At 66.9% G+C, this 4,523-nt stretch carries 5 protein-coding genes; all 5 read right to left on the reverse strand.

Annotation, left to right across the window (positions count from 1 at the left end):
• On the reverse strand, positions 1–1,728 hold a 1,728-nt coding region (locus tag AC5P6X_RS21530), incomplete at its 3' end, for a methyl-accepting chemotaxis protein (protein ID WP_495215603.1).
• A 101-nt stretch (positions 1,729–1,829) separates the two neighbouring features.
• Positions 1,830–2,213: a hypothetical protein gene (locus AC5P6X_RS21535; protein ID WP_005409515.1), complete on the reverse strand. Its 384-nt coding sequence runs from the start codon at positions 2,211–2,213 to the stop codon at positions 1,830–1,832.
• Positions 2,214–2,349: 136 nt separating this feature from the next.
• Positions 2,350–2,841: a chemotaxis protein CheW gene (locus AC5P6X_RS21540; protein ID WP_005409516.1), complete on the reverse strand. Its 492-nt coding sequence runs from the start codon at positions 2,839–2,841 to the stop codon at positions 2,350–2,352.
• A 232-nt stretch (positions 2,842–3,073) separates the two neighbouring features.
• A complete protein-coding gene (locus AC5P6X_RS21545) occupies positions 3,074–3,847 on the reverse strand; it encodes a flagellar brake protein (RefSeq protein WP_329753792.1) in 774 nt (257 codons plus the stop codon).
• A gap of 204 nt (positions 3,848–4,051) precedes the next feature.
• A partial coding sequence (locus tag AC5P6X_RS21550; RefSeq protein ID WP_495213729.1) for a methyl-accepting chemotaxis protein occupies positions 4,052–4,523 on the reverse strand: 472 nt, incomplete at its 5' end.

Genomic DNA, 4,523 nt, shown 5'->3' on the forward strand with positions numbered 1-4,523 from the left:
GATGGCCGACATGGTGGTGACCACCTGGCCGACCACCTCGCCGCCCTGCGAAGCGACACCGTGCGCGCCGATGGCGAGCTGGTTGGCCTGGCGGGCGTGCTCGGCGTTCTGGCGCACGGTGGAGGTCAGTTCCTCCATCGAAGCAGCGGTTTCTTCCAGGTTGGCGGCCTGCTGCTCGGTACGGCGCGACAGGTCACTGTTGCCCGAGGCGATCTCGCCGGCGGCCGAGCTGATCGCGCGGCTGGACTGCTTGATGCGGGTGACGATCTCGCTCAGCTGCGCGGCCGTGGCGTTGGCATCGTCGCGCATACGGGCGAACACGCCCTGGTAGTCGCCGTGCATGCGCACGGTCAGGTCACCCTGCGACAGTGCGGCGAGCAGGCCGGAGATCTGTTCGATGCTGCCGGCGTTGGCGTCCAGCAGGCCGTTGATCTGCTGGGCGAGCTGCAGGAAGAAGCCTTCCTTGTCGCTGGCATCGATGCGGCCGGAGAGGTCGCCGGCGGCGGCCTGGGCGATCACGCGGGCCACTTCCGCTTCAACCTGCGCTTCCTGGGTACGGTCGCGCCATTCCACCACGTAGCCGACGGTGTCGCCGCCTTCATTGCGGATGGTCGACACGACCTGCGCGAACTGGGCATCGCCGTACTGCATCGGGCGACGGGCGACGCCGTGCGCCTTCAGGTTGCCCAACAGCGTCTGGTCCATCTCGCCGCGGTGTTCCAGCACGGTGACCGGCTTGCCGATCAACGAGGCCTGGGCGTCGAAGTCCGGCAGGTCGCGGCGTACTTCATCCTGGTACTGGCTGAGGGTCTGCTGCAGGGCGCGGTTGCTGTAGACGATGGTGTTGCTGGTGTCGGTCAGGTACACGCCGGTCGAGCTGTAGTCCAGCGCGGTGCGGATGCGCAGGTTCTCGCGGGCAACGGCCTGGTCGGTTTCGATGCGTTCGCGCAGGTCGCGCTGCATGCGCTGCATGGCCTGCATCAGTTCGCCTACCTCGTCCTGGCGGCTGACGTCGATATGGCCATCGAGCTTGCCACCGGCTACGTCGTTGGCGACCGAGACGGCGCCGCGCACGCTGCCGACCAGTGCGCGGGCGAACAGCCAGACCAGCACCAGGCCGAGCGCGGCGCCACCCAGCAGGGCGATCACGGTCAGCACGGCCGAGGCGGAATAGGTGGACGCGGCCTGTTCGCGCGAGGCGCGGGCCAGGCGGTTGTCTTCGGCGATCAGCGCTTCCAGTGCCGAGGCGGCCTTGCGGTGCTTGGTGCGGGTTTCGCCGACGAAGGTATCGATGGCATCGTCCGGCAGGTCCAGTTCCAGCATCTCGGTGACACTGTCATAGGAGGCCAGGGCGTCCTTCCACTCCTTGGCGAAGGTGTCGAACAGCTTCTTCTGCTGCGCGTTGTCGACCAGCTTCGGGTACTCCTTGATCGACTTGTCCATGCTCGCGCGCAGATCGACGCCCTGCTTGCGCGCATCGGACTTGACGTCGTCGCTGGCCCGGATCAGTTGCTGGTAGGCGGCATTGCGGTATTCGCCCAGCATGCCGCGCATCTCGCCGGCGAGGCGGATGCTCTCCATGCGTGAACCGGCCAGCTCGGTGGTGACGTTGTTCAGCGAATGCAGTCCGCGATAGGCGACGATGCCCTGCAGCAGCATCACCAGCAGGAGGACGCCGAAGGTCAACAGCAGCTTCGGCATCAGTTTCAGGTTGTTGATCCACGGCATGGGCGTTGCGATCTCCTAAGGCAGACGCGTCCGGGCGTCGGGCCCGGTTGCAGCAGAAACCACGCCGGCACAAGCTCCGGCGTGGTTCGACGGACAGCGGATTACTTGATGTTGGCCAGCTTCAGGCCCGCCGGCGAGCTGACTTCGATTTCCGCGCGCGAGGCGTCGCGCTGGATCTTGCCGATCACGCACACGGTCTTGCCTTCCAGGGTTTCCAGCGGGAAGGAGAACTTGCCGCGGTTCTCGCCGGCGATGCGGGCCGAGAAGGTGTGGCGCGGGAAGGCACCGCCCATGTACAGGAAGGTCGGCTGGCCTTCGGAACCTTCTGCGTAGCGGGCCTTTTCGACCTTGCCACAGACCATGCCGTCCTTGCCGACCGAACGCGGGGCCAGTTCCGGCGGGATCATGTCGGCCGCCTGGGCGAACGCGGAGGAAGCGGTGGTGGCCAGGACAGCGGCCGAAACGAACGCAAGCAGGGACTTCATCGAGGTGTATCTCCGGGGATGGTGATGGTCGTTCCGGTTCCGCGCGCTCCTGCGCGACCGGCTTCTGTCCCCCTATCGGCACTGCTGGGGGGAACTGAAGGGTTTTGTGACCAGAACGTGAAGCAGGTCCGATGGATCAGGCGGCAGCGTCTTCGGCGAGGGAGGCCTGGCCCATGTCGGCGCTGTCGAGCAGGGTCTCGATGTCCAGCAGGATCAGCATGCGGTCGTCGTGGGTGCCGATGCCGGAGATGAAGCGGGTGTCGACTGCAGCGCCGAACTCCGGGGTCGGGCGGATCTGCTCGGCCGACAGCGGGATCACGTCCGACACGCTGTCGACCACGATGCCGACCACGCGGTCTTCGACGTTGAGCACGATCATCACGGTGAAGGCGTCGTAGCGGGCGTTGTCCAGGCGCAGCTTCAAGCGCAGGTCGATGACCGGCACGATGGTGCCGCGCAGGTTGATCACACCCTTGATGTAGTCCGGGGCGTCCGGCACGCGGGTGACCGCATCGTAGCCACGGATCTCCTGCACCTTGAGGATGTCCACGCCATAGTGCTCGGCGCCGAGGGTGAAGCTGAGGAATTCGCCACCGGCGCTGGCGGCGGAGCTGGTCTTGTCGTTCATCGAGGGGTCCTGGTTCTGCCGGAAGTCCCGGTGTCAGGCTCGATATCGGCCCCGCGTGGGGGGACTTTAGGTGCCGGGGGAGAGGCATCCACGCATGGCGTGGATCTGCCGCGGCGCGGCCGGCACGCGCATATGGCGTGGATCCGCCGAAGATCGGTAGTGCCGGCCGCTGGCCGGCGACGGCATCATGCGGGTTGCCGGCCGCCGGCCGGCACGAACGGTCGGACGGGCCTCAGAGCTCGCCGTTGCGGCGCGCCTTGCGCTGGCGGTCGATGCGGAAGATGTAGCGCTGGATGGCGCTGTCGCCGCCGCGCGGCAGGCTGTCAAAGCGCATTCCCACGCGCTTGACCTCGATGCCATTGGGCTGTCGCTGTGGCAGCAGGTTGCAGACCACCAGTTCGATGTCCAGGTCGGGGCCATCGGGCAGCGACAGCTGCGCCGGGTAGCGCTTCTGCAGGCCGAATACGGCGCAGTCGTTGGGAACCACTACGGCCAGGCCGCCACCGCTGATGTCCACCACCCGCATCGACAGCGCTTCGGCACGTGCTTCGCCGGGTGGCAGCAGCAGATGCGGCGAGTCGGTGACCGGGGTCTCCAGCCGGTACAGCTCACGGCGCTGCAGATGCACCAGTTCGTCCGGCAGCGGGGCGCGGAAGGCGACGTGGCCATCGTTGTCCACGCGCTGCAGTTCGTGCAGGCGGAACCGCACAAGGACACGTTCAAGCTGGGCGAAGCAGAGCAGGTGGTCGGCCTGCTCGGCGGCACGGTTCGATGCCTCCTGCGGGCTGCCGTCGAGCAGCAGGTAGTCTTCGTCATCGTCGAGATCAAGCAGGGCGGTCGGGAAGGAACGATCCCGGCCGTCGATATGCGCGTTGATCAGTGATCGCTGGTCGATCAGCGAGCGCAGCAGCTGCCGCAGCTGGCGGGGGTTGCGGACCAGGAAGCGTTCGTCCGCGGCGTCGGCCGCGTGGACATCATGCAGTTCAGTGTCGTGGCCGTCGGACATGGAGTCTGTGATCAGGGGCGGGCGCCAGCACGCGTCGGTGCAGGCTCGATGGGGATATCGGCCTCTTCATTGGATTATGAAGTGAGATTTGCATCACTTTCCATGCATAAGGGGTCAGATCCCTTTCCCGTGGGAAAGGGATCTGACCCCGTGGCCCGCCGCGCTGGTGCATCCATCCCATGGGCGGATGCTTTCTGCGTGGGGTCAGAACTCCTGCCAATCACCCTCGGCAGCCAGCGCCGGCTGGGCGGCCGACGCCCGCAGCGGCCGTGTCGGTGCTGCCTTGGTGACGGGCAGGGCGGCCGCGACCTGACGTGGCTGCGGTGCATTTGCCAAGCGTGCCGGCGCAGCGGCGACGCCCTGCGATGCCAGCCGGAAGCGCGCCACGGCTTCGCCCAGCTGCACGGCCTGGTCTTCCATGGCGCGCGCCGCAGCAGTCGCTTCCTCCACCAGCGCGGCATTCTGCTGCGTGGTTTCGTCCATCTGCACCACGGTCTGGTTGACCTGCTCGATGCCGGCCGACTGTTCCTGCGAAGCGGCGGAGATCTCGGCCATGATGTCGGTCACGCGCTGCACCGAGGCGACGATCTCGCCCATGGTGCTGCCGGCCTGGTGCACCAGGCTGGAGCCTTCGGCGACCTTGCCGACCGAATCATCGATCAGGCCCTTGATCTCC

The organism is Stenotrophomonas sp. YJH_SMC_40 (assembly GCF_059368615.1).